This is a genomic window from Kitasatospora sp. NPDC088548, from assembly GCF_044753005.1.
Taxonomy (GTDB): Bacteria; Actinomycetota; Actinomycetes; order Streptomycetales; family Streptomycetaceae; genus Kitasatospora.
In genome coordinates this window covers 38,287-65,265 of sequence record NZ_JBIVMI010000018.1, presented here as the reverse complement: position 1 = coordinate 65,265, position 26,979 = coordinate 38,287, and the positions used below count along the sequence as shown (strand labels likewise).

Here is a 26,979-nt window from a genome sequence, read left to right as displayed (position 1 = left end):
GGGAGGGAATCACCATGACCACCACCACCTCGCGCCGCCGCCTGGGGCTGCGGCTCGCCGCCGTCGCCATCGCCGGCGCCACCGTCGTCCCGCTGGTACCGACGGCCGCCATGGCCGCCGGTACCAGTGCCCCGGGCCCGTCCGCCCCGGGCCCGTCCACCCCGGCGGCGGACGAGCGCCGCCCGTCCGTCGACCTGCGCCCCGAACTGGAGGCCCTGGTCGAGCAGGGCGGCTCGACGTCCGCCCTGGTCGAGGTCCGCGACCACGGCCGCCCGCTCTGGCGGGGCGCGGCGGGCAGCGCCGACCTGACCACCGGCGAACCGGCCCGCGCCGACGGCCGGTTCCGGATCGGCAGCGTCACCAAGACGTTCGTCTCGACCGTCGTACTCCAGCTGGTCGCCGACGGCCGGGTGGGCCTCGACGATCCGGTCGAACGCCACCTGCCCGGTGTGGTGCCGAACGGCGCGGGCATCACCGTGCGCCAACTGCTCAACCACACCAGCGGCCTGTTCGACTACCTGGAGGACCCTCGGTTCCTCTACCACGACGACGCGAGCCTGCGGACCTACCTGGCGCAGGGCCGCTGGACCGACTACCGCCCGCGGCAGCTGGTGGCGGCGGGCTTCGAGCACCCGCCGTACTTCGCGCCGGGCCAGGGCTGGCACTACTCCAACACCAACTACGTCCTGCTCGGAATGCTGATCGGGAAGACCACCGGCCGGACCTGGCAGAAGGAGGTCGAGCAGCGCATCATCCGCCCGTTGCACCTCGACGACACCGTCATGCCGACCTCCGGCACCGGCATCCCCGGGCCGCACGCGCACGGCTACGCCAAACTCCCGGAGGGTCCGGTGGACATGACCCGGATCAACCCGACCTTCGGCGACGCGGCGGGCAACGGCATCTCCTCCACGAACGACCTCACCCGCTTCCACGCCGCCCTGCTCGGCGGCCGCCTGCTGCCTCCGGCCCAGCTCGCCGAGATGACCACCACCGTGCCGGCCCCCGCCATCGGCGCCGACTACGGCCTCGGCCTGATCCGCTTCGACCTCCCGTGCGGGCCGGCCTGGGGGCACCTCGGCGGGCTCCCGGGGTACGGGACGGTGCTGCTCGGATCGCTGGACGGCGGCAAGCAGTTCGCCCTCTCGCACACCCCGTACGGTGAGGGCGACCCGGAGGGGCCGGGCCGGGCGTTCCAGAATCTCGTGATCAAGGCCGCCTGCGGCAAGGACGCCCCGCCCACGGGCACGTTCCCGCCAGCCCTGACGGCACCTGACACCCTGCGCTGACGCGGGACGGACCGGCCGCGCCGCGCTCCCCGGAGTACGGCGCGGCCGGCCTCCGGAAGGGACGGCGGGCCCTGTGGTGCGAGGACGTCGGACTCGTACCGCCGCCGGGCCCGGCTACCCGTTCAGCCAGCTCTTGTTGGTGCCCAGGAGCCGGCCGTCCGCGGCGAAGACCTTGAAGGACGTCGCGTGCAGACCGGCCGGCTGGGCCACCGCGATCCAGCGGAGCGGGGAGTCCCCGACGGGGGCGAGCCGGGGCTCGGAGGTGGTCCCGTTCGACCAGTTCACGACCACCTTGGCGGCATCGGACCGGACCGCGCCCATCATGACCGGGAGGACCTTGGGCTTTCCGCTCTTGTCGCTGCCGCCGCCGAGCAGCCAGCCCGTCAGACTGCCGTCAGGGCCGGTGGTCAGCGGCTCCGCGGTCCCGGGGACAGGAGTGTCGGAGAGGCGGTCGTCGGGCAGGCGGGCGCCGTCGACGACGAGGTAGAGGTCGACGATGTCAGTGGTCGGCTGCCAGTACCGGGCAACGTAATCGGGGGTCGGTTCGCTCAGGTCGGAGCCCGCGGCGTGCTGTTCCTGCCAGATCAGCTGGGCCTGCTGGAAGGACTGCTCCCTGGTCGACAGCGGCCACAGCGCCGCCCACGCCTGCCACTGCTTGCCGTCGGTGGTGCCTTCCGCCACCAGGGTGCGGACCGGCTGGAACGGGTCCCGGGCGGCGCCGGGGCTTGCCGAAGGACTCGCGGGGGCACTCCCGGGCAGGGCGCCGCCGAGGACGGGTGCGGCAGCGGGCGCCACCGAACCGTCACCGCCCGGCCGGAGGCCCGGCAGGGCCACCAGCACGGCCGCCGCCACCGCGGTCACCGTCAGGGCCGCGGCTCCGGTCAGCAGGTTCCGGCGCCTGCGCAGTCGCCGCCCGCCCGTGATGATCTCGGCGAGGGGGGCGGGCACGATCCGCACCGCCGCTGTCAGCTCCGTCAGCCCGGCACCGATCCGCGCGTCCCCGGCCGAGCCCGCGTGGCTGTTCTCGCTCATACCGTCTCCTTGATCTGTGTCATACCGGTCAGTGCCGAGGAGGCCCGCAGCTTCGCGATGCCCTTCGACGCGTGACTCTTCACCGTGCCCACGGAGCAGTCCATGGCCGCCGCCGCCTGGCTCTCGCTCAGGTCCTCCCAGTACCGCAGCACGACGGCCTGCCGCTGGCGCGGCGGAAGTTCGGCCAGTGCCTTCAGCAGCACGCCGCGTTCGTCGAGCCCGCCGAAGCCGTCCTGCGCGGCCCGCTCCGGCAGCTCGGTGACCAGTTGCTCGGGCACCCGGCGCCGCAGCCGGCGTGCGTGCTCGTTGACCAGGATCCGGCGCACATACGCCTCCGGAGTGTTGGCCTTTCGGACCTTTCCCCATGCCGCGTAGGCACGTTCGAGGGTCGACTGGACGAGGTCCTCGCCCGCCTGCTGCTGGCCGGTCAGTAGAAAGGCCGTACGCAGCAGGCGCGGCCAGACGGCGACCACGAACACCTGGAAGTCTTCGTCCTGCGCCTTCTTCGGTTCTCTCATGAGCACCTCCTGGCTGTTAGATCCCAGAAAGGGCCCGAACCGTTGACCCGGGCGTCAAGAACGGTGCGCCGCCCATGCGGCGCCGGCAGGTCCGGGTACCCGCCGTCACCGGGAGAGACGGCGGCTCACACGCCGCGCTCAGGCCCGTACCAGGGGACGGGGCGGTCGTTCGGGCTCATCGGAAGGTGCTGGGGCTTGACCGGTCCGGGAGTGACGTACGTTCCGCCCGGGTGGATGACCTCCTCGCCGAGCAGGTGCCGGTGGAGCCACTCGGCGAAGCCCATGGCGTGCTCGTGGTAGCCGCCTTCGTCGCGGTCGTGGACGACGACGCTCCAGCCGGTCGCGCCGTGAACCTCGCCGCGGTCAGCACCGTGCCGGACACCGGAGCGACCGAGCACCGGCTGGAGTCCGTCGGCACGCGATACCCCCTCCGAAGCGACGCGTCACATCACTCGTAACTGGCGACGCCTTCCGCAAGCGGGTCGAACAGCAGCCTCCAGTTGCCCGGGAGATGCTGCACCGCGGCCGTGAGGTGGAAGCGGATGACTGTCCACTCGTCAGGCCGGGCAGCCACCCCATGGTCCCGGACGGCCTCCAGGCAGTGGTCGACGAAGTCCGAATCCTCCTCCTCGAACCCCAGTCGCTGGTAGGCCTGTTGTGCCGGCGGCGACTCGGCGAACCAGTCGTCCCACTCGGTGGCGGCGCCCAGGAGATAGAGCAGGTGACCCCCAGGGGCCGGCAGGTCAACGCGCAACCCCTCCGTGGTCCACTCCCGCTGCGCCTCCTCCGAGACCAACGCGGAGCTCTCGACCGCCGAGGCGACGAGGTCCGCCCAGTAAGCCCTGTCGTGCCGACCCGTGGTCTGCCGCAGGTGCTCACTCGCGAATGCCGCCATCGCGTCAGGGTCGTCGATCAGCGGCGAGACGACCATGTCGCTGCCGTAGTCGAATCCGAAGTAGTAGCGATGCCCGTCGAGGGTGAGCGATTCGATACCGGCGACATGGCCGACCCGTCCGGGCAGGGGGTCGACGTGCTTGGCGAGTTCCGCTTCCATAGGCGCGACCGTAGTACCGGTCACTGACAGACCTGTCGGCACGCCCCCACTCATGGCCACCTCGGTCTCCCCCTCCCGGCCGCCTCCGTAGCCCCGACGCTCCAGAAAGCCCGGCCCTCCGTCCTTCGACGGAGGGCCGGGCTGCTGATGCGGGGCGTCCTCGGCCTCAGAAGACCGGGGTCGTGGCGCGCTCCAGGAAGCACTGGTTGGTGAAGGTCTTCTGCCAGGCGACCCGTTGGCCGTTCCACTCGCCCTCGGCGTCGGCGGTGACCGGGTCGTAGTAGTCGGGACAGAAGCGGTCCGGATCGCCGACAAGGCGGTCGAAGTCTCCGTCGGCTGCGGTCAGGGCTGCGCAGGCGGCGTCCGGATCGGGGTGGGTGCCGCCGTTCGGGTCGCAGGTGAGGACGAAGTTCTCCACGAGGGAGCCGTCCTCGTCACGGGTGACGGAGAGCTGAAGGAGGCCGAGCGAGTCGGCCGAGGCCGGCCGTGTCGCAGGGGCGGCCCCCAGGGTGGTGGTGATGACGACGGCGACAGCGGCGGAGGCGACGAGCCGCCGAATTGCGGTGGTGGTCATGCCGACACCCGACCACGGCCGGATCGGCATGACCAAGCCACCCATCCGTCGAACGAGTGATCCCCACACGAAAGTTAACGCCAGGGAGTGACCGCCACCCGGCCCGCCCCGGCCCCGGTCGGCCTCGCCGATGCTCCCATGGCACCTGCGGCCACACACAGTGAGGCCGGCCCGCGATGCCGGGCCGGCCTCGGCTGGAACCGCGTACGGTCAGGCGACGTACACGCTTGAGCCGAACTCCTGGGTCGTCCGGCCGCCCGGGGGAACGACCGTCAGGACGTCACCCGTACAGTTCGGGCCGCTGTAGACCACGGCGTACTCGTTCGTGCGGTTGTGGAGGATGAGCGGCCAGATATCGGCATTGACACACCCGCTCGGGTTCTCGACCACCTGCCCGCCGCCGAAGACGAAGGTGCCGTGGGCCGCCGAGGCCGAGGTGGGCACGGCGAGCGCCATCATCCCCGCCGCGGCCAGGGCTCCGAACACAGTTACCGCACGTCGCATGGGTGACTCCCGTCAGATCGGTGCGACCGGGCGACCGCCCAGCCGCACGGGAAGTGCCCCATGCATGCCGTTCGTACTCGAATCACTTCCGGCGTTCGCTCCACCGCAGCAGACGAGAGGACCGGTAGGTGGACGCGAGGCAGCCGATGCGCCCCTCAACCCTCGCTGAGAAAAGGCCATTGCCGGGGCTGCACCTCGGTGCCGAGCGCCCGATCCGCGACGAGCACCCGCGAGGCGTCTACCGCCGCGCGGTGCGGTGGAAGACCGTGCGGGCCCAGAGGTAGCCGGTGAGGGTCAGGGCGAGGCACCAGGCGAGGGCGCTGAGGGCGCTGGTGCCGATGGGGGTGCCCATCAGGAGGCCCCGGAGGGTCTCGATGATCGGGGTGAAGGGCTGGTACTCGGCGAACCAGCGCAGGGCGGTCGGCATGGAGTCGGGCGGGACGATGGCGCTGCCGATGAAGGGCAGGAACTGGAGCGGCATCGGGATGTTGCTGGCGCTCTCGGGGGTCTTGGCGACCAGACCGATGCCGGCCGCCAGCCAGGTCAGGGCGAGGGTCACGAAGACCAGCAGCCCAATGGCCGCGAGCCACTCCACCGGGGTGGCGTCGGGACGGAACCCCATCGCGAAGGCCGCGCCGATGACGAGCACGAGGCCGATCACCGTCTGGATCAGGCTGCCGACGACATGCCCGGTGAGGAACGCCGAACGGGATATCGCCATCGTCCGGAAGCGGTTGACGATCCCCTCGGTCATGTCCACACAGACGCCGACCGCGGTGACGAGAGCGCCCGAGGTCGCCGCCATCAGGACGATGCCGGGCGTCACGTAGTCGATGTACTTGCCGCCGCCGATCCCCGCGCCGAGGGCCCCGCCGTACGCGTAGTTGAACAGCAGCAGCATCATCACGGGCATCATCACGACCGCGAACGTCATGGACGGATACCGCACCGCGTGCTTCAGGTTGCGTCGCAGCATCGTCAGCGAGTCGCTGACGGCATAGCTCATGGTGCTCATCGGGCGGCGCCTTCCCCGGTCAGGGTGAGGAACACGTCGTCCAGGTCGGGGACGTGCACGGTGAGCGACTCCGCGCGGACGGACGCGTTGTCGAGCGCGTCGAACACGGCCTTCACGGTGAGGACGGAGTTGTCGCCGGGGATGTCCAGGGTGAGCGCCTCGTCGTCCGCCGTGGCGTAGTCGAACAGGCGGGCCGCCGCGGCGAGTTCCTTCGCGTCCGCGAACCGGAGCCGGATGTGGCCGCCCGGGATCAGCCGCTTCAGCTCGTCCGCCGTCCCCTCGGCGACGATCCGGCCGCCGTCCAGCACCGCGATCCGGTCGGCCAGTTGGTCGGCCTCCTCCAGGTACTGCGTGGTCAGGAAGATCGTGACGCCGTGGTCGGCCACCAGCCCCCGGATGATCTCCCACATCGTCCGCCGGCTGCGCGGGTCCAGCCCCGTCGTCGGCTCGTCGAGGAAGATGATCCGCGGATCGCCGACCAGCGTCATCGCCAGGTCCAGTTTGCGCCGCATCCCGCCCGAGAACGTGACGACCGGCTTGGCCGCCGCCTCCGTCAGGTCGAACCTCCGCAGCAGCTCCACCGCCCGCCTCCGCCCCTCCCGACGGCCGAGGTGGTTGAGGTCCGCCATCAGCAGCAGGTTCTCCTCGGCGGTGAGCAGGTTGTCCACGGCCGAGAACTGGCCGGTGACGCCGATCGCGCTCCGGACGGCGTCGCTCTCCCGGACCAGGTCGTGGCCCGCCACCCGGGCCGTCCCCCCGTCGGCCGGGATGAGGGTCGAGAGGATCTGCACGGTGGTGGTCTTGCCCGCGCCGTTCGGCCCGAGCAGGGCGAACACCGTGCCCTCGGGGATGTGCAGATCGATGCCGGTGAGCACCGCTCTGTCGCCGTAGGACTTGCTCAGACCGACGGCGGAGATCGCCGCGGTCGACGTGGGCGGGCTGGGCGCTGAGGTCATGACGGTCTCGCTGCCTTCTCTGTGACGGATGCTCAGGAACGCCGGATCACGATGTCGCCGACCTGCGTCCGCGCCCGCACCTCGACGGTCTCCCGTGCCTCACCCGGCCCCTCCACCGGACCGAGGGAGTTGCGCACGCCGCCGATCTGGGAGTGCACGTCGATCCAGGCTGCCGTCGCCTCGCGGATGCCGACCTCCAAGTCCCCCACGCTGGTCTGCAGGACCACCCGGCCGCGCGTCACCTCGGCGATCCGGATGCCGCCGTGGGCCGTCTTGGCGTCCACGTCCGCATGCGCGACCCCGACGTCGATCCGTCCGTTGGAGGCGTTGGCCCGCAGGTCGCCGCGCACCTCGCCGATCTCCGTCTCCCCGTTGCCGTTCTTCACCGTCACCGCGCCGCCGACCTCGCCGATCCGGACCCGGCCCGACCCGGCGATCTCGGCGTCCCCGCTCGCCTGCTCCAGCCGGATGTCGCCGTGGTCGACCTTCAGCTCGACGGTGGCGGCCTGCTCGACCTGGATGTTGCCGAGGGACGTCTTCAGCCGGCAGTCACCGAGCAGGCCTTCGCAGATGAAGTCCGCCATCGGCGAGTTGCCGTGCACCTCGGAGCCGGCCGGCAGCTCGACGGTGACATCGATCGAGCCCGTCCGGCCGAACAGCGAGCGCTTCTTCGGCCCCTTCACCGACAGCCTGCCGCTCGCGTAGGTGACCTTGGTCTGCTGTGCGGCCCGGATGTCCGCCTCCACGGTGCCGTCCGCCGGCCGCACCTCGACGACCGTGTCGATGCGCTTGCTCGCGATGATCCGGACCGACCCGATGTCGAATTCGAGGATGGCGGAGATCGCGTCGGGGGTGTCGAAAGTAGGCATGGCTGTCCCGTCCTCTTGGCTCTGGTGTGTGTTCCCGCTGGTGGGAGCGGGGGTGACGTGGAAGAGAAGTGACTCGCTTGCTGGCGGGGCGCGGCGGATCCCGGGCTAGTGGACCCAGCCCGTGTAGCCCTGCCCGACTCCCGGGCGGGTACGGCCGGGGGTGCGGGCGGCGGGCTCCCCCGGCTCCAGGGCGGCGGCGACGGCCCGGACGAGCCAGGCGTTGACCGAGAGCCCCTCCTGCCCGGCGGCCTCCTCCGCCCTGCTCTTGAGGTGACCGGGGAGGCGGAAGTTGATCCGGGCGGTGTTGCTGTCGTCCAAGTCCGGCGCCAACGGGGCCGCCGGTGGCACGGGTGGCACCATGGATGACACCACCCCCCTGGGACTCTCGTACGGCTCCGGCGACGGGGGCACCGTCACCACGAACTCGGGATCGAGCCCACGCAGCCGCACGTCGACCGAGCCGGGGGCGAGGTCACGGGTGATCTCGGTCACGGCCGCGGAGAGCGCGTTGAGCAGAGTGAGCCGGACGGCCGACTCCAGGGGCAGGGTGAGCCGCTCGGCGAGGGCGCGGGCGTCGTCGCCACCCGCGCCCGCCGCCACCGCGAGCTCGTGCCGGAGGTTGTCGACGTACGGGGAGAGGTCCATGACGCCATCGTGGCACACCCGTGGCGCCACGGCCAGACCTTTTTGGCACCACCATCGCCGGAGTGGCGCCACCATGACACCAGGGGGTGCGGCCGACAGCGAACCGCCCCGCGGGCAACAGCCGGCGGGGCGGTGGAGGATCACGCGGTAGAGGGTGGAAGGCCGCACGGCAGAGGAACGGAAGACCACCCGGAGAAACCCGGCGAGGCCGGAACGGGCAGGTCAGCCCCGCTGCCACCCGGCCAGGTGGGCATCGATCTCGCCGACGATCCTGGCCTTCCCGGCCGCGTCCAGGAAGGACGCCTCGACGGCGTTGCGCGCCAGTGCCGAGACCCCGGCCTCGTCCAGGTCCAGCAGTCGGGCCGCCACCGCGTACTCGGTGTTGAGGTCGGTCCCGAACATCGGCGGGTCGTCGCTGTTGACGGTGACCAGCAGCCCCGCGTCGACCATCTGCCTGATCGGGTGCTCCTCGATCCGCTCCACCGCCCGGGTGGCGATGTTGGAGGTCGGGCAGACCTCCAGCGGAATCCGGTGCTCGCCGAGGTGGTCCAGCAGCGCCCGGTCCCGCACGGCCTGCGTGCCGTGGCCGATGCGCTCGGCGCCGAGCACCCGCAGCGCGTCCCAGACCGTCTCCGGGCCGGTGGTCTCGCCCGCGTGCGGGACGCTGCGCAGGCCGGCCGCCCGCGCCCGGTCGAAGTACGGCTTGAACTGCGGGCGCGGCACGCCGATCTCCGGGCCGCCGAGGCCGAAGCTGACCAGGCCCTCGGGGGCGAGGTCCACGGCGAGGCGGGCGGTCTCCTCGGCGGCGGCCAGACCGGCCTCACCGGGGATGTCGAAGCACCAGCGGAGCACGACGCCGAGGTCCTTCTCGGCCCGCACCCGGGCGTCCTCGATGGCCTCCATGAAGGCGACGTCCGGGATGCCCCGGCTGACCGAGGAGTAGGGGGTGACGGTCAGCTCGGCGTACCGGATGTTCTGCCGGGCCATGTCCTCGGCGACGCCGTAGGTCAGCGCGCGGACGTCCTCGGCGTCGCGGATCAGGTCGACGACGCTCAGGTAGACCTCGATGAAGTGCGCGAAGTCGGTGAAGCTGAAGTACTCGGCGAGGGCCGCGGGGTCGGTCGGCACCTTCGCGTGGCCGCGGTAGCGGGCGGCCAGTTCGGCGACCACCCGCGGCGAGGCCGATCCGACGTGGTGGACGTGCAGTTCCGCTTTCGGCATCCCGGCGATGAACGCCTCGATGCCCCGGTTTCCGGCGGCGTTCGCGCCGTCGCTTCCGCTGGGGGTTCCGATCCGACTTCCGTCCGGCTGGACCACGGTGGTGCCCTTCTTCCTCTACGCGCGTATCAGCAGTGTCCGCAGTATCCGCACCGTCCGCGCGGACAGTTCGGGGCGCAAGCCTAAGTCACCCCCCGAGGGCGACGGCCACGGTGTGGATGAGCAGACCGGCCAGGGCGCCGACCACGGTGCCGTTGATCCGGATGAACTGCAGGTCGCGGCCGACGTTGGCCTCGATCTTGCGGGAGGCGTCGTCGGCGTCCCAGCCCGCGACCGTCTCGGAGATCAGCGAGGTGATCTCGGCGCGGTAGGTCTCCACCAGGTACTGGGCGGCGTCCTGGAGCCAGCCGTCCACCTTGGCCTGGAGCTTCCGGTCGGTGACCAGACGGGCGCCGAAGTCGCGCACGCCCTCGCGGATGCGTCGGCGCAGTTCGCTGTCCTCGTCCTCGGCGGCGTTCAGCACCAGGGTGCGAACGGCGGCCCAGGTGGAGGCGATCAGGTCCTGCACCTCGGAGCGGGCCAGCAGATCGGCCTTGGCCCGCTCGACCCGGGCGATGGTCTCCGGGTCGGTCTGCAACTCGGTGGCGAAGTCGGCGAGGAAGTTGTCGATGGCGCCGCGCGCGGGGTGGTCCTGGTCGTCCCGGATGTCGGTGACGAACCGCATCAGCTCCTTGTAGACCCGCTCGCCGACCTGGTGGTCGATGAACCGGGGCGTCCAGCCCGGGGTCTTCTGGGTGACCCGCTGGATGACCTCCTCGTGGTTCTCGGTCAGCCAGCCGTGCGCCCGTACCGCGATCAGGTCGACGACCCCGTGGTGGCCGCCGTCGGCGACGACCTTGCCGAGCATCCGGCCCATCGGCTCGGCGACCGAGGTGGCGGCGGCCCGTCTGGTCACCGCCTCGCCGACGACCGCCTGCACGTCGTCGTCCCGCAGCACCGCGAGCACCCCGCGCAGCGCCGCCGACGCCTCCTTGGTGACCCGCTCGGCGCTGCCGGGGGCGGCCAGCCACTCCCCCAGCCGGCGCGCGATGCCGAGCGCGGCGAGCCGGCCGCGCACCACGTGCCCGGAGAGGAAGTTGTCGCCGACGAAGTCGCCGAGCGACCGGCCGAAGGCGTCCTTCTTGGTCGGGATGATCGCGGTGTGCGGGATCGGCAGGCCGAAGGGGCGCCGGAACAGCGCCGTCACGGCGAACCAGTCGGCGAGCGCGCCGACCATCCCCGCCTCGGCGGCCGCCGCCACATAGCCCGCCCAGGCGCCGGCGCCGGCCGCCTGCGCCCAGGTGGCGAGGGCGAAGACCAGGGTCGCGAAGGCCAGCAGGCCGGTCGCGAAGGTCTTCATCCGGCGGACGCCACGTCTCTTCTCCTCATCGGCCGCGGTGAACCGGACCCCGGGGCCGGTCCCGCTGAAGGCTTCGTCACTCACCCCGCCAGTCTGCCCGTTGCCCGGCGCGAGCGGACGGCGTGCCCCACCTGAGCACGCCGGGCGAACGCTTCGAGCGCCGCCAACTGCCCTCACGCGCCCTCAACCGCCGCCACCCGCCGACGCACACCGACGCACACCGACGAGCGGCCACGCGCCCGGCCCCGCCCGGCCGGGCGCGCTCCGCCCGCGGCGCGGGCCCGGTCAGCCGATCGCGACCTCGGCGTACATCCGGGCGATCACGTCCTCGATGGCGGGCTCGCGGACCGAGAGGTCGACCAGCGGGTAGCGGTCCGCGACCGCGGCCACGATCGGGGCGGCACTCTGCTGGGCCGGGAAGGCCAGCCACTGGCGCGGGCCCTCCACCTTCACCACCCGCGCACCGGCCACCTCGATCGCCGGACGGGCCTCGGCGAGGTCGACGACCAGGGTCCGCTCGCTCTCACCGGCCGCGTGCAGACCGTCCAGCCCGCCGTCGTAGACGACCCGGCCGTGGTCGATCACCATCACCCGGTCGCAGAGCTGCTCGATGTCGGTCAGGTCGTGGGTGGTGAGCAGCACGGTGGTCCCCTGCTCCCGGTTGACCTCGCGCAGGAACTCGCGCACCTTGCCCTTGCTGACCACGTCCAGCCCGATGGTGGGCTCGTCCAGGTAGAGCACCTGCGGGTCGTGCAGCAGCGCCGCCGCGAGGTCGCCGCGCATCCGCTGGCCGAGCGAGAGCTGCCGTACCGGGGTGTCCAGCAGCGCGCCGAGGTCGAGCAGTTCGACGCAGCGTTCCAGGTTGGCGCGATATCGCTGGTCGGGGATGCGGTAGATGCGGCGGGCGAGTTCGTAGGAGTCGCGCAGCGGCAGGTCCCACCAGAGCGTGGTGCGCTGGCCGAAGACGACGCCGATCCGCCGGGCGAGGGTGACCCGCTCCCGGGCCGGGTCCACTCCGGCGACCCGCAGCCGCCCGCCGGTGGGTACCAGGATGCCGGTGAGCATCTTGACGGTGGTGGACTTGCCGGCGCCGTTGGGGCCGATGTAGCCGACGCACTCGCCGGCCTCGATGCCGAAGCTCAGCCCGTCCACCGCGCGCACCTCGCGCTTCTCCCGCTTCAGCCGGCCGGCCTTGGCGCGGACGGTGAAGGTGCGGCGGACGTCTTCGAGTTCGATCAGTGCCATGGGAGTTCTCCGTTCAGAGGGGACGAGGGAAGCGAGCAGCCGTCAGCTGCCGGTACCGCGGTACGCCCGCAGCCCCGCGCGCCAGGCCAGGCCGGCTGCGGCCAGGCTGAGCGCCGCCGCGAGCGGCGAGGCGTACTGGAAGGCGGCGGGCAGGCCGAGCGGGTCGGGCCGGTCGAGGATGCGCAGGGCGGGCAGCCAGTTGACGAAGGCCAGCGGGACGCCGAAGACCACGCCCGCCACCATTTCCTTGGCGAAGACGGTCGGCGGGTAGTGCAGCAGCGTCGCGCCGCCGTAGGTGAAGGAGTTCTGCAGTTCCTTGGCCTCTCCCCACCAGAACTGGAAGGTCGCGCCGCCGACGAAGATCGCCCCGAAGATGGCCGTGCCGCAGACCAGCAGGACGGGCACGAGCAGCACCCGGTCCCAGGTCCAGGAGACGTCCAGCGCGGGCAGGGCCCAGGCCAGCACCGCCAGCGCCTGGAGCGGACGGCCGAGCCGCCGCAGCGAGAAGCGCTCCGCGCAGAGCTGGGCGAGCGCGGGTGCGGGCCGGATCAGCACGGTGTCCAGCGTCCCGGCCTTGATCCGCTGGCCGAGGCCCTCGATCGAGCCGACCAGCAGGTTGGCGGTGCCGAGCGCGAAGCCGGAGGTGCCGTAGAGGAAGCCGAGCTCCGGCAGGGTCCAGCCGCCGAGCCGGTCGGTGTGCTGGAACATCAGCACGACCACGACGAAGTCCAGCGAGGTGACGGCGATGCTGGCGACCAGCATCAGCAGGAACGAGGCCCGGTACGACATCATCGCGCGCATCCACATCCCGGCGGTGAGCCGCCAGCAGCTCAGCGCCCAGCGCGTCCGGCCCAGCAGGGTCCCGGTCGTCGGGTCGGTCCACGAGGTCCCGGCGGCCCACGAGGCCCGGTCGGCCGCTGCCGCCGGGTCTGACGCCGCCCGGTCGGCCGCTGTCGTCAGGTCAGCCACCCTGGACCACCACCTTGCGGGTCGCGAGCAGTTGGACGGCCCGGCCGGCGGCGAGCAGCACCGCGGCCCAGGCGAGTTGGAAGCCGAGCGGGCCGAGCAGCCCCGCCCCGGTCGAGCGCTCCAGGAAGACGTCGGTCGGCACCTGTACCAGCGCGGCCCACGGCAGCACGGGCGCGAGGTCACCGAGCCGGCCGGGGAAGAGCGAGAGCGGCAGCAGCATCCCGGAGAAGAACATCGACACCACCAGCATCACCGAGCGGACCCCCTCCGAGTCGTGCAGCCAGAAGCCGGTGAGCGAGACCAGGAAGCGCAGCCCGAAGCTGACCACCACCGCGAGAAACACGGAGAACAGGAAGAACACCCAGGTCAGCGGCTGCTCGGGCAGTCGGATGCGGAAGACCAGCGCACCCGCGACCATGGGCACCGCACCGCGGGTGACCAGGTGGAAGCCGGCCCGGCCGAGGTCGGTGGCCAGCCACCAGCCCTGGAAGTCCACCGGGCGGTAGAGGTCGATGGCGATGTCGCCGCTGCGGAAGCGGTCCTGGACGTCGTCCTGGAACCCGCCGCCCCAGACCGCGACGGTGACCAGCAGCGCCTGGCTGACCCAGATGTAGGTGACGGCCTGGCTCTGGTCGTAGCCGCCGAGCCCGGGGCGGGCCTGCCAGAGGGCCACGAAGGTGTAGGCGAGGATGAAGCCGAAGACGGTGTTGGTGAAGGCGCCGGCCAGGGTGGCGGCCCGGTAGGTGGAGTAGCGCCGGAAGGCTCCCCGGGCGACGGCCAGGTAGAGGCCGACCGGACCGGCCGGATCGGGAGGGGGCCCGAGCCGCGTCTCAGGGGGTTCGACATTCGGCATATTGTCTCCTTGTCGACAAATACGGGCAAGCATCGGCCCGTAGGCGTCAGCGCACGCCGGACCGGCTCCGACCGGCACCACCCGGGGGTGCCGGGCAGGGCGGGCGGAGCTGCACGAAGTGGGTGCGCTATGTGGTTTGCACCTTTCACCGTACCGCCGACGATCACCCCGCGCACCGGGTTTTCCGCCCTTCCCCCACCCCGGCCCGGAGCAGGCCCCGGCCCCGCCCGCCACCGACTCCGGACGAACGGAACCAAACCCGGCCGCCACGGCCGTTGGGCCAAAAGAGAAGGGCCTGATTCCGGATCAAATAGCACATAATCGCGGCATGACCATGAGGGCAGATCGCCGCACCCGCCGCCGGGCCAAACGTGCCGCTCGCCGCCAGGCCCGACGCGCCCTCCCGTTCTGGCGCCGGCTCCTGCCCACCTGGCGGGTCACCCTCGGCGCCCTCACCACCGTCCTGCTGCTCGCCGTCGGCGCCTTCGCGGTGCTCTACGTCCTCGTCCCGGTGCCCGACCCCAACGCCCACGCCGTCGCGCAGAACAACATCTACCTCTACTCCGACGGCACCACCGAGATCGCCCGCACCGGCGCCGTCAACCGGACCGACGTGACGATCGACCGGATCCCGCCCGACATCCAGCACGCCGTCGTCTCGGCCGAGGACCGCACCTTCTACCAGAACCGCGGCATCGACCTGAAGGGCATGCTCCGGGCCGGCTGGAACACCCTCCTCGGCAAGGGCATGCAGGGCGGCTCCACCATCACCCAGCAGTACGTCAAGAACTACTACCTGACGCAGGACCAGACCATCTCCCGCAAGGGCCGCGAACTGTTCATCGCCCTCAAGGTCGACCAGCAGCGCGACAAGAACGAGATCCTCGCCGGGTACCTCAACAGCAGCTACTTCGGCCGCAACGCCTACGGCATCCAGAGCGCCGCCCACGCCTACTACGGCACCGACGTCTCCCACCTCACCCTCGCCCAGGGCGCCTACCTCGCCGCCCTGCTCCAGGCCCCCAGCGCCTACGACGTGAAGACCGCCACCCCGGCCAACCGCGACAAGGCCGTCGCCCGCTGGAACTACACCCTCGACGGCATGGTCCAACTCGGCTTCCTCAGCCCGGCCGACCGCGCCGCCACCGCCTTCCCCGACCCGATCGACCCGCAGCCCGCCACCGGCCTCAGCGGCCAGGCCGGCTACCTCGTCGGCGTCGCCGACGACTACCTGACCTCCGCCGGGATCGTCGACACCGCCACCCTCAAGGCCGGCGGCTGGCGCATCACCACCACCTTCGACAAGAACAAGCAGGACGCCTTCGTCCACGCCGTCCAACAGGAACTCACCGACGAACTGGACCCCAGGGCCCGGCCCGGTACCGACACCGACGTCCGCGTCGCCGGCGCCTCCGTCGAACCCGGCAACGGCCGCGTCGTCGCCGTCTACGGCGGCCCGGACTACGCCAAGCAGCCCTACAACGACGCCCTGCGCCAGGACAACCAGATCGGCTCCACCTTCAAGCCCATCGACCTCGCCGCCGGGCTCGACTCCGGCCGCAGCAGCGGCGACGGCCGCCCGATCACCACCGAGACCCGCTACGACGGCACCAGCGAACGCCCGGTCACCGGTGGCCCCACTCCCTACGCCCCGCCCAACGAGGACGACATCGACTACGGCAACATCACCCTGCGCTACGCCATGACGAAGTCCGTCAACTCGGTGTACGCGCAGGAGGGGGTGGACGCCGGACTCGCACACGTCCGGGAGACCGCCGTCCGGCTCGGCATCCCCGACAACGTCCCCGGCATGGACCCGGCCAACACCTCGATGACCCTCGGCACCGCCACCCCCAGCGCCCTCGACCTGGCCGGCGCCTACGCCGCCTTCGCCAACCACGGTGCGGCGTACGCCCCGTGGTCCGTGGTCAAACTCGAACGCCTCAACGCCGACTCCGGCTCCATCGACGTCCCCAAGATGCCCGAGCACGTCCCCACCACCGCGCTCGACCGGGGCACCGCCGACGCCGTCACCGACGTGCTGCGCGACGTCGTCGGCCCGCGCGGCACCGGTGCCGCCGCCCTCGACCTCGGCCGCCCCGCCGCCGGCAAGACCGGCACCACCGACTCCAACCTCTCCGCCTGGTTCGCCGGCTTCACCCCCGAACTCGCCACCACCGTCGGCCTGTTCCGGGAGAACCCGAAGACCCACGCCAAGGAGCCGCTGGCCGGCACCGCGGGCCTCACCCGGATCAACGGCGGCGCCTTCCCCACCCGGATCTGGACCGCCTACATGTCCGACGCCCTGGACGGCACCGCCGTCCAGCACTTCGACCTCCAGCCGGGCCACGGCACCGGCCAGAGCACCGGCCAGAGCAGCGGCCCGACGGCCACCGCCACCGTCTCGCCCTCCTCCTCCCCGAGCGCCACCGCCACGACCGCGCCGCCCGGCACCCCGGAGCCGCCCACCGCCCCGACCACCCAGCCCACCGCGGTCCCCGAGCCGACGACAAACCAGACCCCGCAGGCGCCCAGCCCGGCCGCGCCCACCCCGACACAGCCGACCCCCACCAGCCGGCCCACCTCGCCCCGGCCGACCGCCCCGCCCAGCGCGACCGCCACCGCACCCGCCGCCGGCTCCACCCCACCGGCCGGGCCATGACGCGCCGGACGGTGACGCACCGCAGCGACCGCTACACCCCCGACACCAACTCCCGCTCCAGCGGCGTCCGGAACCGCGGCGTCACCCGCACCTCGCCGAGCCAGCCCGCCAGCCGCGCCGCCTCCGCCCCGATCGCCGCCTCCGCCTCCGCCCCGAGGTCCGAGAACAGCCGCCACACCACCTCACCGTCGGGGCGCTGCGCCCAGCCGCCCACCACCCGGCCGCACCACCAGACCGTCGGGCCGGCGTTGCCCGCCCGGTCGAACAGCGCCGGGACGTCCTCCGCCCGCAGGTACCAGTCCCGCACCCGCCAGCCCATCGTGGTCGGGTCCAGGCCCGGCAGCAGCGCCGCCCACGGCTCGGGCTCCACCACCCGTTCCGCGTCCCCCGGCAGCACCAGCCCGGCCACCCCGCCCGCCAGCCGGACGTCCTCCGCCGCGACGTCCGCCAGCGCCTTGCGGGTGTCCCCAAGCGTCCAGCCCGTCCACCACTTCACGTCCTCGACCGTGGCCGGCCCGTACGCCGCCAGCCAGCGCCGCACCACCTCGGCCTTCGCCTCCCGCACCGGCACGTCCCGCCACGGCGGCACCGGCGCCCACGGATAGCTGCTGCTCAGCCAGGACCCGCGCGGACGGCACCGCCGCACGTGCCCGTCCGAGGCCAGCAGCCGCAGCAGCCGGCTGCCCACGCTCTGCTTCGCCTCGTACGGCTTGCCCGCCGACATCAGCATCGTCTCGCGCAACGCCGGGACGTCCGCGCCGAGTTCGCCGGTCGTCGCCTCGCCGCGCCGCTCCAGCGCCGCCAGCACCGCGCGCTCCGTCTCGGCCAGCCGCCGCTCGTCCCAGCCCTCGGCGAACTCCCGCAGGTGCTTGAGCAGCGTGGCCCGCTCCCGGGCGGCGATCGCCCGCGCGCTCGACGCGCTCACATACGGCGCGAACTCCTCCGTCACCGCGAACATCGTCCGCCGCATCGACAGCAGCTTCACCAGCGTGACGTCCTCGTAGAGTGCCCGCTCCACCTCCGCCGCCGAGGGCTCCGCCAGCCGCGCGCAGGCCGACAGGTACACCGTCGCCGCGTCGGAGGCGTGCAGCCCGACGACCGCGCCGGCCACCTCCTCGACGGCCGCGGCCCGCTCCGCGGGCGCCAGCAGGTGCCGCCGCCCCACCCGGGCGCGACGCTGCTCATCACTGATCAGAGGCATGCGGCTGGTCATGCCGGGACTTTACTGCCGCCCACTGACAACGCCGGGTCGTCACCGGTCGGAAGCCCCGCCGGAGGGTCCGGGCGACTCGGAGCGCCCGGACCAGCGCCCTGGGCCCAGAGGCTCAGAGGCTCAAAGCTCAGAGGCTCAGAGGTAGAGCCCGGTCGAGCCCTCGGTGTCGCCGAACCGCATCGCGGCCACCGCGTGCAGGTCGCGCTCGCGCAGCAGCACATAGGTGGCGCCGCGCACCTCGACCTCCAGCTTGTCCTCGGGGTCGTAGAGGACCCGGTCGCCGGGCTCCACCGAGCGCACGCTCTGGCCGACCGCGACGGCCTCCGCCCAGGTGCAGCGCTTGGACAGCTCGGCGGTGGCGGGGATGAGGATGCCGCCGGTCGAGCGGCGCTCGCCCTCGCTGCCCTCGGTCTTCACCAGGACGCGGTCGTGCAGCATCTTGATCGGCAGCTTCTCGCCGAGCCGGTCGTGGCGCGGGGAGTCGTGCTCGGGCGAAGCGGACTGCCGGGTCGGTTCGTCGTTCGTACTCACGACCCCGAAGGTACCGCCCCGGGGCGACCGGTGTGACGCCGGCCCGGCATCCGGGAGGCCGGGCGCGCACGCGCCCGGCCCCTCGTAAGCCCCTCGCGGGCCCGCGCTTCCGCGGGTCAGCCCTTGCGGCGCTTCCGGGCCGAGGCGACCAGCAGCACCAGGCCGACGCCGACCAGCGCGGCCGGGACGATCCGCTCCTTGCGCGGCTGCCCCTTCTCGTCCACGAACTGGGCCCTGAGCTTCTCGACGGCGCCGTTGGCCGCCACGTACGCCCGGCCGGCCTTCTCCTCCACGGCGGCCACGGCCTTCGCCTTGGCCTGGGCGGTGATGGTGCTCGGGTGGACACGCATGGCGAGCTCGTCCAGGGTCGCCGCCAGCTGGGTGCGGGTCCGGGAGATGTCCGCCTCGATCTGGGCGGTCGTCCGCGTCGACTTGTCCTTCGTGCTCGCCTCGCCCACTCGGGCCACCCCAATTCACTGATGTTGTCCTGTACGACTGAACCAGTTTGTCAGCTGCCGAGCAGGGCCGCGCGGCCCCACCCACCATCGGAGGTAAGTTTGCCGTGGTACGACCGCCCGTCCACGCACCAGGAGAGTCCAACCGTGAGTGAGCGTCTCCAGCCCGGTGACACCGCGCCGGCCTTCAGCCTGCCCGACGCCGACGGCACGCAGGTGTCCCTTGCCGACCACCTCGGCCGCAAGGTGATCGTCTACTTCTACCCGGCCGCGCTCACCCCCGGCTGCACCAAGCAGGCCTGCGACTTCACCGACAACCTGGAGGTCTTCGCCGGCGCCGGGTACGACGTCATCGGCATCTCGCCGGACAAGCCGGAGAAGCTCGGCAAGTTCCGCGAGGCGGAGAACCTCAAGGTCACCCTGCTCTCCGACCCGGAGAAGGCGGTGCTGGAGGCGTACGGCGCGTTCGGCGAGAAGAAGCTGTACGGCAAGACGGTGACCGGCGTGATCCGCTCCACCGTGATCGTCGACGAGCAGGGCAAGGTCGAGCACGCCCTGTACAACGTGAAGGCCACCGGGCACGTCGCCAAGCTGCTGCGCGACCTCAAGGTCGACGCGGCCTGACGCCCGAAGCCCCCTGACGCCCGGTCCGGCGTCTCCCCGGGCAGACGGCAGCGGTGGCGGCGCACCCCCCGACCGGGTGCACCGCCACCGCCGTCTCTCACCTCAGAGAGCCATGCTCATCGGATCGACCGATCAGCAGGTCCCGAGGTCGCTCCAGACCCCCCAGGCACCGCTGGCGCTGGGGTCGTCGCCCTTGGTCCACCACTTGTTCTGGTAGTAGTGGCCCTTCCACGACACCTTGGTGGTGCTCGCGTAGGAGGTGTCCGCGTCCCAGCTCGGCGCGCCCGTGCAGGCACCCGGGGTCGGCGTGGCGGTCGCGGTCGCCGTGGCGGTCGCGGTCGCCGTGGCGGTCGCGGTCGCGGTGGCGGTGGCGGTCGGCGAGGCGGTCGGCGACACGGTCGCGGTGGCCGTCGGGGTCGGGGTCGGCGACGGGGTGCCACCGTCCACGGCGCCCCGGGTCAGGTCGCCCTTCAGGCCGTACAGCGTGCCGCCGACGTTGACCGTCCAGTTGGACGGGGTCGTCACCGGCAGGTAGTAGACGAAGTCCATGTCGATCGACGCGCCCGGCGCCAGCGACTGCCAGCCCGGCAGCTTGACCGACACCCGGTTGTAGGTGCCCTTGAGGCCGCCCACGTTGCCCGGGCCCGGGTTGTCCTGCTTGATGACCTGGAGCCCGAAGCCGGACTGGTCCTTGGCGTTGCCCGGAGCCGAGTTGCTGTAGTCGAACTGGAACTCGGTGCCGCCCGGCAGGGTCAGCGCCGAGTTGTTGACGATGTGGATCTTCGGGTTGATCGGGTAGTTGGAGTCACCCAGCGCGAAGTTGGTGAACGACACGTCGATCGGCAGGGTCTGCTGCGGCAGCGCGATCGTCGAGCGGGTCGCACCGTACGGCGAGGCCGCCTTGAACTTGTCGTACATCAGCGAGGTCAGCGTCGAGCCCGGCACGTACTGGCCCTTGCCGCCGTTGGCGGTCGCGTCCCACTTGTAGTCGCCCGCGAGCTCCCAGATCATCGCGCCGCCGGCGCCCTGGTTGACGATGTAGTCGGCCTTGGCGCCCACCGACTGCTCGTCCTCGGTGGAGAGGAACACCTTCTTGGTGTCGTTCCACAGCCACGGCGCCACCAGGGTGGAGCTGTAGTTGCGGGTGTAGGTGCCCTGGAGCGCGGTGTCCTTCACCCCGTACTTGGAGAGGTAGTCGGGCACGATGCCCTTCTCCAGGTTCTTGGCGTGCCACATCGGGTTCGAGCCCGCCGGGGACTCCTTGCCCGCGTCGTCCTTGTCGTTCCAGATGTTGTCGATGCCGACGGCGCCGTCACCGCACGCGGTCAGACCCGAGCCCACCGGGCAGGTGGTCGCGGACGCGGTGCCCCAGAGGCCGTTGGTGCCGCCGGTGACGTTCTTGAAGCCGCGGCTGTAGTACGGCAGACCGACGTTGATCCGGCCGCCCGGCATCGCGCCGCGGAAGTAGTGGTACGACCAGTCGGCGTTCAGATAGCCGATGCCGCCGTACTGGCCGGTGCCGTACACGTTGGCCGCCGCCAGCTCGCCGTCCTTGCCGTCGTCGAACAGCGAGGCGTTCGGGCCGACGTACTTGTTCCAGGAGCCGTGCAGGTCGTACGACATGATGTCGACGTAGTCCAGGTACTGCGCGATCTGGAAGGTCTCCATGCCGCGCAGCAGGTAGCCGGACGACGGGGCCGCGACCGAGAGCAGGTAGTGCTTGCCGTCGGTGGCGCCGGCCCGGTCGAGCTTCTCCCGCAGCGTCTTCATCAGCGCCGCGTAGCCCTTGGCCAGCGAACCGCGCTTGCTGTTGGCGAGCTGCCAGTCCAGCGGGTTGCCGGCGTCCTTCATCGAGGTCGGGTACTCGTAGTCGATGTCGACGCCGTTGAAGCCGTACTTCTTGATGAAGTCGACCGCCGAGCTGGCGAAGGTGTCGATGCCCGCCTGGTTGACGCTGCCGTCCGGGTTGACGGTCATCGAGTAGAAGCCGCCGCTGTTGACGCGCTTGCCGTCGTCACCGAAGTACCCGCCGGTCTCGGTCCAACCGCCCACCGAGATCATGGTCTTGACGTTCGGGTACTGCTTCTTGCACTTCGTCAGCAGGTTGAAGTGGCCCTTGTAGGGCAGCGACGGGTCCAGCTCGGCGCCGGGCACGCCCGGGAAGGAGATCCCGGTGGCCTCGTTCTTGTCGTTGTCGGTGCCGACGGACAGCTTGTTGTCGCCGCCGACGTGCCCGAACGCGTAGTTCAGGTGGGTGACCTTGTCCCAGGGGACATCGCTCACCAGGTAGGGCTGCGTACCGTCCTTGCCGGTACGCCAGCCGGTGAAGTACCCGATGATGCGGCGCTGGTGGTCCGCGCCCATCTTCTCGCGGCCGGCGGTGTCGTAGACGTTGCAGTACGGAACGTCCACGCCGGGCGTCTGGTACATGCCGTCGGGACGACAGGCGGCGTTGTCGACGGTGGCGGACGCCTGCGAGGGCGCCGCGCCGAGCGTCGCCAGCAGCAGACCGGCCAGACCGGCTGCCGCCAGCGAGGCCACGCCTGCCCGGGCGGCCGGGTTCTTGCGGCGGCGAACAGCGGTGGGACGCTGCTCCGCCGTGGTTCTGATCAACACTCGGTCCTCCGGGAGAGAGTGCCGGCGCATGCCTGTGGGGGAGCACGCACGTGGGGGATTGCAGATTGGCGCTGAAGCTATGTGGTCTGAACCACATAGGTCAATAGGTCTGTACCAATTGGTAATCAAATCCCAAACATCGCCGGTCAACCACGCACTCACCGGGGGTCAGGTCAAGGGCCCGCCGAGGGCCCGGCGCGGACCCGGCCGGGGGGCCGCCGGAGACCCGCCGCCGACCACGCCGGGGAAAGGGTGGTGCGACCGCACGCATGGTCCCAGTAGCATGAGAGGCAATGGTGTAAGCGGCCTTGGCGGAATTGGCAGACGCCTGGGTTTTAGGTGCCCATGGGAGAAATCCCGTGAGGGTTCGAGTCCCTCAGGCCGCACCAGCCTTCACATCGAAGGCCCACCCGGAGGCGATCTCCGGGTGGGCCTTCGTCGTTCTCCGAGGCCTCGTCAGCCGAGGAGGTCCTTCACCACCGGGGCGAGGGCACGGAAGGCCTGACCGCGGTGGCTGATGGCGTTCTTCTCGTCCGCCGTCAGCTCCGCGCAGGTGCGGGCCTCACCGAGCGGCTGCAGGATCGGGTCGTAGCCGAAGCCGCCGTCACCCGCGGGGGCGGTCCGGAGGGTGCCGAGGAGGCGGCCCTCGACGACCCGCTCGGTGCCGTCGGGGAGCGCGAGGGCGGCCGCGCAGAAGAAGTGGGCGCCGCGGTGCGGGGCGTCGATGTCGGAGAGCTGGGCGAGCAGCAGGTCGAGGTTGGCGCGGTCGTCGCCGTGCTTGCCGGCCCAGCGGGCCGAGAAGATGCCGGGGGCACCGTTGAGGACGTCCACGCAGAGGCCCGAGTCGTCGGCGACCGCGGGCAGCCCGGTGGCCCGCGCCAGGGCGTGCGCCTTCAGCAGGGCGTTCTCCGCGAAGGTGACACCGGTCTCGCGAACGTCCGGGATCTCGGGGTAGGCGTCGGCGCCGACCAGTTCGACGTCCAGGCCGGCGGCGCCGAGAATGGCGCGAAGTTCGGCTACTTTGTGCTGGTTACGGGTGGCGAGGATCAGTCGGGTGGACATGCCCCCACCCTAGCCAACCGTCACCGCCGGTCAGCTGCCGCAGACCTGCGTGAGGTTCCCGGCCGCGTCGCCCAGCGGCTTGAGGTCCGGGACCTCCTTGTCGTTGACGGCCTTCTGGACCTTGTCGACCTGGGTCTGGAGGTCGCTGATGGCCTTGGCGACATCGGTGTCCTTGGAGTTCCTGCCCAGTTGGTCGAGGTCGTTCTTCAGCTTCTGCAGGGCCTGCCCGGCGGCGGCCGCGTCATTGCTTGCGTTGTCGTAGGCGCTGGTCACGTCGGCGAGGTCGCCGGTGATCCGGACCGCGGTGTTGCCGCAGTCGAGGGCCTTCTGGGCGGCGGAGCAACTGACCGCGCTGAGCGGGAGGATGGCGATCAGGCCGGCCACGGCGAGGGTGGCGGGGCGGGCGATGCTCGGGGGCATCCGGTCCTCCTGGGTGCGCGGGTTCCGAAGGGAGGGGACGCGCGCCGAGGGGTGCGCGGTTCCCGCAACGGGGGTGCTGCGGGAACCGTACGGGCTCCGGGCCCGGCCTGTACAGCAGCGACGCCGTACAACCGGCCAGGCACCGGGGCCCGTTGGGCGGCCGGGGAGCGGCTCAGCCCTCCAGCACCTTGCGCTGGATCTCGTCGAGTTCGGCGCAGCCGAGGGTGCCCAGGTCGAGGAGCTGGTCGAGCAGGGCGCGGTCGAAGGGGGCTCCTTCGGCGGTGCCCTGGACCTCGACGAAGCGGCCGTCGGAGGTGCAGACGATGTTCATGTCGGTCTCGGCGCGGACGTCCTCCTCGTACTGGAGGTCGAGCATCGGGACACCGTCGATGATGCCGACGCTGACGGCGCTGACGCCGCCGGTGATGGGCTGGCCCTTGGCGCGGAGGATCTTCTTCTCGCGGGCCCAGGAGACGGCGTCGACGAGGGCGACGTAGGCGCCGGTGATGGCGGCGGTGCGGGTGCCGCCGTCGGCCTGGAGGACGTCGCAGTCGAGGACGATGGTGTTCTCGGCGAGGGCGCGGTGGTCGATGACGGCGCGCAGGGAGCGGCCGATGAGGCGGCTGATCTCGTGGGTGCGCCCGCCGATGCGGCCCTTGACGGCCTCGCGGTCGCCGCGGGTGTTGGTGGCGCGCGGGAGCATGGAGTACTCGGCGGTGACCCAGCCCTCACCGCTGCCCTTGCGCCAGCGGGGGACGCCTTCGGTGACGCTGGCGGTGCACAGCACCTTGGTGTCGCCGTAGGAGATGAGGACGGAGCCTTCGGCGTGCTTGCTCCAGCCCCGTTCGATGGTGATGGGGCGGAGCTGGTCGGGGGTGCGGCCGTCGATGCGTGACATAGGCATCGAGCGTAGTCGCTTCGCACGGGTGCCCCGGGGATGCCTCGGCCCGCCGACCTGGGGTCGGCGGGCCGGGGAGGGCGAGCCCGGTGGGCTCAGCTCACATCATGTCCTCGATGTCGGCCGCGATCGGGTCCGCGTCGGTGCCGATGACGACCTGGATGGCGGTGCCCATCTTGACGACGCCGTGGGCGCCGGCGGCCTTCAGGGCTGCCTCGTCGACGAGGGAGGCGTCCTTGACCTCGGTGCGCAGGCGGGTGATGCAGCCCTCGACCTCTTCGATGTTGTCGATGCCGCCCAGACCGGCGACGATCTTCTCAGCCTTGCTGGCCATCTGATTTCTCCCTCTGTCTCGGCCCGTCGGCTGCTCTGCCGGGTGCCGTCCTGCGCTGTGCGGGGGTACCCCGGCCGAAGACCGGGGAGGATCGCTGTCGGTGCTGATGCGGATTCAGCCGTCGTCGCGCCGCGCGGCAGCGCGACAAGCATCACCCGAGCAGGACCGATCTGCCACGTTAGTCCACTTTTGGCCCATTCCGACGCGCACGGTCTGGATCTTCGTCCGAGGATGACGACCAGTGGGGCTTGCGCCCCGGCGCGCGCGGCCTGCAACCCAAAAGTGGTCTACACCAATATATGGGTACTCCGATGAACGCAGGAAGCGCCCCGGGCGTTCCTGAGCCCCGTCCGAGGGTCCCCCACGGGGCCAGCGATCGGCAACTGCTCTCGGAGGGCCAGGGATGAGTTCGGCAGGCGCCACAGCCCCGCAGACCACGTGGTGGCACACCTTCTACGGCGGACTCCAGAAGATGGGCCGCTCGCTCCAGCTGCCGGTGGCGGTCCTGCCGGCGGCGGGCATCCTCAACCGGCTCGGCCAGGACGACGTCTTCGGCAAGGACGGCCTCGGCTGGGACGACGTGGCCAAGGTCTTCGCGGCGGCGGGCGGCGCCCTGCTGGACTCCTCGCTGGGGCTGCCGCTGCTCTTCTGCATCGGCGTCGCGATCGGCATGGCGAAGAAGGCGGACGGCTCGACGGCGCTGGCCGCCGTGGTCGGCTTCCTCGTCTACTACAAGGTGCTGCACGCCTTCCCGGAGCACTGCAAGCCGCCGACGGTACTGGTCAGCGACCAGTGCGTGGACTACACCTCGGCGCGGGCGGCGGCGGCGACGTACCAGAACCCGGGGGTGCTGGGCGGCATCCTGATCGGCCTGATGACGGCCTGGCTCTGGGTCCGCTTCCACCGCACCAGGCTGGTGGACTGGCTGGGCTTCTTCAACGGCCGCCGCCTGGTGCCGATGATCACCGCCCTGGTCGGCCTGGCCACCGCGTGCGTCGCCCTCTGGGTCTGGCCGCCGATCGGCCGCGGCCTGACCGACCTCAGCCAGGACCTCTCCGATCTGGGCGCGGGCGGCGCCGGCATCTTCGGCCTGGCCAACCGCGCGCTGCTGCTGATCGGCATGCACCAGTTGCTGAACACCTTCGTCTGGTTCCAGTTCGGTGACTTCACCAAGCCCGACGGCAGCATCGTCCACGGCGACATCCCGCGCTTCCTGGCGGGCGACCCCACCGCGGGCCAGTTCACCTCCGGCTTCTTCCCGATCATGATGTTCGCGCTGCCCGCCGCCGCGATGGCCATCGCCCACTGCGCCAAGCCGCACCGCCGCAAGGAGATCTACGGCCTGATGACCTCGGTGGCGCTCACCTCCTTCGTCACCGGCGTCACCGAACCGATCGAGTACTCCTTCGCCTACATCGCCCCGGCGCTGTACGGCGTGCACGCCGTACTGACGGGTGCGTCGATGGCGGTGACCTGGGGCCTCGGGGTGCACGACGGCTTCAGCTTCTCGGCCGGCCTGATCGACTACGTGATCAACTGGAGCCTGGCCACCAAGCCCTGGCTGATCATCCCGATCGGGCTCTGCTTCGCCGCCGTGTACTACGCGCTGTTCCGGTTCATCATCCTGAAATTCGACCTGAAAACCCCCGGACGCGAGGACGACAGCGAGATCGAGGACGTGACCAAGGCATAAACCGAGCGTCACCACGCGCCATCCGAAAAAGGCCTCCGGAGCATCGGCCCGGGGGCCTTCGGCATATCCGAAAAGAGCCGGTTCCGATGGCCACGAAAAGGACGGAGATATCCCTCCCAGGGTGATCCGGGGCCCGCCGGACGCCCGGGGCCCGGAGCCGGACCGGCCGTGGGCGGCCTGCCCCGGGGCCGCCGGAGCGCCCACGGCGGCGGGAGCGGGCCCGGGTGGGGGGAGAGATCACCACCGCCGGCGATACCGCGTTCGGCAATCGGCCACCGCCGCCGCCCCCGGGCGCTACCGCCGGTTTCACCGAGAAGGCGGGACACCTGCG

Annotated in this window: 27 protein-coding genes and 1 tRNA gene; 5 read left to right on the top strand and 23 right to left on the bottom strand. The window is 71.5% G+C overall.

The genetic code is table 11. The annotated features are described in order from the left end of the window. Positions 1 to 14 precede the first annotated feature (14 nt). The gene (locus tag ACIP82_RS22800) at positions 15 to 1,289 is read left to right on the top strand and encodes a serine hydrolase domain-containing protein (RefSeq protein ID WP_400655629.1); all 1,275 of its coding nucleotides are present in this window, start codon (positions 15 to 17) and stop codon (positions 1,287 to 1,289) included. Between the two features lie 114 nt (positions 1,290 to 1,403). Here the strand turns inward: ACIP82_RS22800 and ACIP82_RS22795 are convergent, their stop codons facing one another. From ACIP82_RS22795 to ACIP82_RS22725, 15 genes are all read right to left on the bottom strand, one after another. Further along, positions 1,404 to 2,321: a hypothetical protein gene (locus tag ACIP82_RS22795; RefSeq protein WP_400655626.1), complete on the bottom strand. Its 918-nt coding sequence runs from the start codon at positions 2,319 to 2,321 to the stop codon at positions 1,404 to 1,406. Further along, positions 2,318 to 2,839: a SigE family RNA polymerase sigma factor gene (locus ACIP82_RS22790; protein WP_363606696.1), complete on the bottom strand. Its 522-nt coding sequence runs from the start codon at positions 2,837 to 2,839 to the stop codon at positions 2,318 to 2,320. Before ACIP82_RS22790 ends, ACIP82_RS22795 begins: the two co-directional genes overlap by 4 nt. Before the next feature lie 125 nt (positions 2,840 to 2,964). Continuing rightward, positions 2,965 to 3,237 (bottom strand): hypothetical protein, encoded by a 273-nt coding sequence (locus ACIP82_RS22785; RefSeq protein ID WP_400655624.1) that lies wholly within the window; start codon positions 3,235 to 3,237, stop codon positions 2,965 to 2,967. Positions 3,238 to 3,287: 50 nt separating this feature from the next. Beyond that, positions 3,288 to 3,893 (bottom strand): hypothetical protein, encoded by a 606-nt coding sequence (locus ACIP82_RS22780; protein ID WP_400655622.1) that lies wholly within the window; start codon positions 3,891 to 3,893, stop codon positions 3,288 to 3,290. A gap of 166 nt (positions 3,894 to 4,059) precedes the next feature. Next, a complete protein-coding gene (locus ACIP82_RS22775) occupies positions 4,060 to 4,467 on the bottom strand; it encodes an SSI family serine proteinase inhibitor (RefSeq protein WP_400655620.1) in 408 nt (135 codons plus the stop codon). A gap of 210 nt (positions 4,468 to 4,677) precedes the next feature. Beyond that, positions 4,678 to 4,971, bottom strand: coding sequence for a hypothetical protein (locus tag ACIP82_RS22770; protein ID WP_363606681.1), 294 nt, complete (start codon positions 4,969 to 4,971; stop codon positions 4,678 to 4,680). A 238-nt stretch (positions 4,972 to 5,209) separates the two neighbouring features. Next, on the bottom strand, positions 5,210 to 5,986 hold the full coding sequence (locus ACIP82_RS22765; protein WP_400655618.1) for an ABC transporter permease: 777 nt from the start codon (positions 5,984 to 5,986) through the stop codon (positions 5,210 to 5,212). After that, positions 5,983 to 6,942 carry an ATP-binding cassette domain-containing protein gene (locus ACIP82_RS22760; protein WP_400655616.1) on the bottom strand — a complete coding sequence of 320 codons (960 nt, stop codon included), beginning with the start codon at positions 6,940 to 6,942 and terminating at the stop codon, positions 5,983 to 5,985. Before ACIP82_RS22760 ends, ACIP82_RS22765 begins: the two co-directional genes overlap by 4 nt. A 32-nt stretch (positions 6,943 to 6,974) precedes the next feature. Further along, entirely contained in the window at positions 6,975 to 7,811 is an 837-nt protein-coding gene (locus ACIP82_RS22755; protein ID WP_400655614.1) for a DUF4097 family beta strand repeat-containing protein, read from the bottom strand. A 105-nt stretch (positions 7,812 to 7,916) separates the two neighbouring features. Beyond that, on the bottom strand, positions 7,917 to 8,456 hold the full coding sequence (locus tag ACIP82_RS22750) for a hypothetical protein (RefSeq protein WP_363606675.1): 540 nt from the start codon (positions 8,454 to 8,456) through the stop codon (positions 7,917 to 7,919). A 222-nt stretch (positions 8,457 to 8,678) separates the two neighbouring features. Next, a complete protein-coding gene (locus ACIP82_RS22745) occupies positions 8,679 to 9,698 on the bottom strand; it encodes an adenosine deaminase (RefSeq protein ID WP_363606793.1) in 1,020 nt (339 codons plus the stop codon). A 163-nt stretch (positions 9,699 to 9,861) separates the two neighbouring features. Further along, entirely contained in the window at positions 9,862 to 11,157 is a 1,296-nt protein-coding gene (locus tag ACIP82_RS22740; RefSeq protein ID WP_363606674.1) for a DUF445 domain-containing protein, read from the bottom strand. Between the two features lie 201 nt (positions 11,158 to 11,358). Further along, positions 11,359 to 12,318 carry an ATP-binding cassette domain-containing protein gene (locus ACIP82_RS22735; protein WP_400655612.1) on the bottom strand — a complete coding sequence of 320 codons (960 nt, stop codon included), beginning with the start codon at positions 12,316 to 12,318 and terminating at the stop codon, positions 11,359 to 11,361. A gap of 42 nt (positions 12,319 to 12,360) precedes the next feature. Beyond that, positions 12,361 to 13,287 (bottom strand): ABC-2 family transporter protein, encoded by a 927-nt coding sequence (locus tag ACIP82_RS22730; protein WP_363606671.1) that lies wholly within the window; start codon positions 13,285 to 13,287, stop codon positions 12,361 to 12,363. Next, positions 13,280 to 14,140: an ABC-2 family transporter protein gene (locus ACIP82_RS22725; protein ID WP_363606669.1), complete on the bottom strand. Its 861-nt coding sequence runs from the start codon at positions 14,138 to 14,140 to the stop codon at positions 13,280 to 13,282. Before ACIP82_RS22725 ends, ACIP82_RS22730 begins: the two co-directional genes overlap by 8 nt. 328 nt (positions 14,141 to 14,468) lie before the next feature. Here ACIP82_RS22725 and ACIP82_RS22720 point away from each other — a divergent pair, with 328 nt between their 5' ends. Further along, positions 14,469 to 16,802 carry a transglycosylase domain-containing protein gene (locus ACIP82_RS22720; RefSeq protein WP_400655610.1) on the top strand — a complete coding sequence of 778 codons (2,334 nt, stop codon included), beginning with the start codon at positions 14,469 to 14,471 and terminating at the stop codon, positions 16,800 to 16,802. 31 nt (positions 16,803 to 16,833) lie between these two features. Here the strand turns inward: ACIP82_RS22720 and ACIP82_RS22715 are convergent, their stop codons facing one another. The 3 genes from ACIP82_RS22715 to ACIP82_RS22705 all read right to left on the bottom strand — a co-directional run bounded on the left by ACIP82_RS22715 (position 16,834) and on the right by ACIP82_RS22705 (position 19,004). Continuing rightward, a complete protein-coding gene (locus ACIP82_RS22715; protein WP_400655608.1) occupies positions 16,834 to 18,015 on the bottom strand; it encodes a winged helix DNA-binding domain-containing protein in 1,182 nt (393 codons plus the stop codon). Positions 18,016 to 18,150: 135 nt separating this feature from the next. Then, a complete protein-coding gene (locus ACIP82_RS22710) occupies positions 18,151 to 18,453 on the bottom strand; it encodes a co-chaperone GroES (RefSeq protein ID WP_148645002.1) in 303 nt (100 codons plus the stop codon). 209 nt (positions 18,454 to 18,662) lie between these two features. Then, positions 18,663 to 19,004: a DUF3618 domain-containing protein gene (locus tag ACIP82_RS22705; RefSeq protein ID WP_363606666.1), complete on the bottom strand. Its 342-nt coding sequence runs from the start codon at positions 19,002 to 19,004 to the stop codon at positions 18,663 to 18,665. 144 nt (positions 19,005 to 19,148) lie between these two features. Here ACIP82_RS22705 and bcp point away from each other — a divergent pair, with 144 nt between their 5' ends. Then, entirely contained in the window at positions 19,149 to 19,625 is a 477-nt protein-coding gene (gene bcp, locus ACIP82_RS22700) for a thioredoxin-dependent thiol peroxidase (protein WP_363606664.1), read from the top strand. Positions 19,626 to 19,757: 132 nt separating this feature from the next. Here bcp and ACIP82_RS22695 read toward each other — a convergent pair whose 3' ends face one another. Beyond that, positions 19,758 to 22,271, bottom strand: coding sequence for a chitinase C-terminal domain-containing protein (locus ACIP82_RS22695; protein ID WP_400655605.1), 2,514 nt, complete (start codon positions 22,269 to 22,271; stop codon positions 19,758 to 19,760). Positions 22,272 to 22,543: 272 nt separating this feature from the next. Between ACIP82_RS22695 and ACIP82_RS22690 the strand changes: the two genes are divergently transcribed. Next, positions 22,544 to 22,630, top strand: a tRNA-Leu gene (locus ACIP82_RS22690). A 67-nt stretch (positions 22,631 to 22,697) separates the two neighbouring features. Here the strand turns inward: ACIP82_RS22690 and rdgB are convergent. The 4 genes from rdgB to ACIP82_RS22670 form a co-directional block, all read right to left on the bottom strand. After that, positions 22,698 to 23,303: an RdgB/HAM1 family non-canonical purine NTP pyrophosphatase gene (gene rdgB, locus ACIP82_RS22685; RefSeq protein WP_400655603.1), complete on the bottom strand. Its 606-nt coding sequence runs from the start codon at positions 23,301 to 23,303 to the stop codon at positions 22,698 to 22,700. A gap of 30 nt (positions 23,304 to 23,333) precedes the next feature. Beyond that, positions 23,334 to 23,723 carry a hypothetical protein gene (locus tag ACIP82_RS22680; protein WP_363606660.1) on the bottom strand — a complete coding sequence of 130 codons (390 nt, stop codon included), beginning with the start codon at positions 23,721 to 23,723 and terminating at the stop codon, positions 23,334 to 23,336. Positions 23,724 to 23,895: 172 nt separating this feature from the next. Then, the gene (gene rph / locus ACIP82_RS22675; protein ID WP_400655600.1) at positions 23,896 to 24,621 is read right to left on the bottom strand and encodes a ribonuclease PH; all 726 of its coding nucleotides are present in this window, start codon (positions 24,619 to 24,621) and stop codon (positions 23,896 to 23,898) included. Between the two features lie 100 nt (positions 24,622 to 24,721). Further along, positions 24,722 to 24,955, bottom strand: coding sequence for a glucose PTS transporter subunit EIIB (locus ACIP82_RS22670; RefSeq protein WP_030060521.1), 234 nt, complete (start codon positions 24,953 to 24,955; stop codon positions 24,722 to 24,724). A gap of 403 nt (positions 24,956 to 25,358) precedes the next feature. Here ACIP82_RS22670 and ACIP82_RS22665 point away from each other — a divergent pair, with 403 nt between their 5' ends. Next, complete coding sequence (locus ACIP82_RS22665) at positions 25,359 to 26,648, top strand: PTS transporter subunit EIIC (RefSeq protein ID WP_363606657.1); 1,290 nt, start codon at positions 25,359 to 25,361, stop codon at positions 26,646 to 26,648. Positions 26,649 to 26,979 lie beyond the last annotated feature (331 nt).

Coding starts and splice junctions, on each gene's coding strand:
- ACIP82_RS22800 (WP_400655629.1), top strand. CDS start 15: ATGACCACCACCACCTCGCGCCGCCGCCTGGGGCTGCGGCTCGCCGCC.
- ACIP82_RS22795 (WP_400655626.1), bottom strand. CDS start 2,321: ATGAGCGAGAACAGCCACGCGGGCTCGGCCGGGGACGCGCGGATCGGT.
- ACIP82_RS22790 (WP_363606696.1), bottom strand. CDS start 2,839: ATGAGAGAACCGAAGAAGGCGCAGGACGAAGACTTCCAGGTGTTCGTG.
- ACIP82_RS22780 (WP_400655622.1), bottom strand. CDS start 3,893: ATGGAAGCGGAACTCGCCAAGCACGTCGACCCCCTGCCCGGACGGGTC.
- ACIP82_RS22775 (WP_400655620.1), bottom strand. CDS start 4,467: ATGACCACCACCGCAATTCGGCGGCTCGTCGCCTCCGCCGCTGTCGCC.
- ACIP82_RS22770 (WP_363606681.1), bottom strand. CDS start 4,971: ATGCGACGTGCGGTAACTGTGTTCGGAGCCCTGGCCGCGGCGGGGATG.
- ACIP82_RS22765 (WP_400655618.1), bottom strand. CDS start 5,986: ATGAGCACCATGAGCTATGCCGTCAGCGACTCGCTGACGATGCTGCGA.
- ACIP82_RS22760 (WP_400655616.1), bottom strand. CDS start 6,942: ATGACCTCAGCGCCCAGCCCGCCCACGTCGACCGCGGCGATCTCCGCC.
- ACIP82_RS22755 (WP_400655614.1), bottom strand. CDS start 7,811: ATGCCTACTTTCGACACCCCCGACGCGATCTCCGCCATCCTCGAATTC.
- ACIP82_RS22750 (WP_363606675.1), bottom strand. CDS start 8,456: ATGGACCTCTCCCCGTACGTCGACAACCTCCGGCACGAGCTCGCGGTG.
- ACIP82_RS22735 (WP_400655612.1), bottom strand. CDS start 12,318: ATGGCACTGATCGAACTCGAAGACGTCCGCCGCACCTTCACCGTCCGC.
- ACIP82_RS22725 (WP_363606669.1), bottom strand. CDS start 14,140: ATGCCGAATGTCGAACCCCCTGAGACGCGGCTCGGGCCCCCTCCCGAT.
- ACIP82_RS22720 (WP_400655610.1), top strand. CDS start 14,469: ATGACCATGAGGGCAGATCGCCGCACCCGCCGCCGGGCCAAACGTGCC.
- ACIP82_RS22715 (WP_400655608.1), bottom strand. CDS start 18,015: ATGACCAGCCGCATGCCTCTGATCAGTGATGAGCAGCGTCGCGCCCGG.
- ACIP82_RS22710 (WP_148645002.1), bottom strand. CDS start 18,453: ATGCTGCACGACCGCGTCCTGGTGAAGACCGAGGGCAGCGAGGGCGAG.
- ACIP82_RS22695 (WP_400655605.1), bottom strand. CDS start 22,271: ATGCGCCGGCACTCTCTCCCGGAGGACCGAGTGTTGATCAGAACCACG.
- rdgB (WP_400655603.1), bottom strand. CDS start 23,303: ATGTCCACCCGACTGATCCTCGCCACCCGTAACCAGCACAAAGTAGCC.
- ACIP82_RS22680 (WP_363606660.1), bottom strand. CDS start 23,723: ATGCCCCCGAGCATCGCCCGCCCCGCCACCCTCGCCGTGGCCGGCCTG.
- rph (WP_400655600.1), bottom strand. CDS start 24,621: ATGTCACGCATCGACGGCCGCACCCCCGACCAGCTCCGCCCCATCACC.
- ACIP82_RS22670 (WP_030060521.1), bottom strand. CDS start 24,955: ATGGCCAGCAAGGCTGAGAAGATCGTCGCCGGTCTGGGCGGCATCGAC.
- ACIP82_RS22665 (WP_363606657.1), top strand. CDS start 25,359: ATGAGTTCGGCAGGCGCCACAGCCCCGCAGACCACGTGGTGGCACACC.